At 57.2% G+C, this 243-nt stretch carries 1 protein-coding gene; it reads left to right on the top strand.

Annotated features, from left to right (window positions below; genetic code table 11):
- The coding region (locus AC1RPQ_RS08635; protein ID WP_481762372.1) for a hypothetical protein at positions 1 to 243 on the top strand (243 nt) is incomplete at both ends.

Here is a 243-nt window from a genome sequence, read left to right as displayed (position 1 = left end):
ATGCGCACTCTTCTCGCGATTCAGGCACGGCTCGCTGCCGTCACATTCAAACCCACGAACGACAAGAAGTTCCCGGCAAAGGCCGCTGATCGCGCAGAAGGCGTAAAGGGTAGCATGCGTCTCCCGGCCAACAAAACCTTCAAGCTGGTGCTTCGCGCCAACAAGAAGAAAGACACTGGCGCACTTGCGGTGCGCGTCGTGTCCGTTTCGCAAGATGTGAAGCTGAAGTCCGGTGTGGTAAAG

It is taken from the genome of Dellaglioa sp. CoH-57-MRSF-21, assembly GCF_056781915.1.
This window is presented reverse-complemented; position numbering and strand designations above follow the sequence as displayed.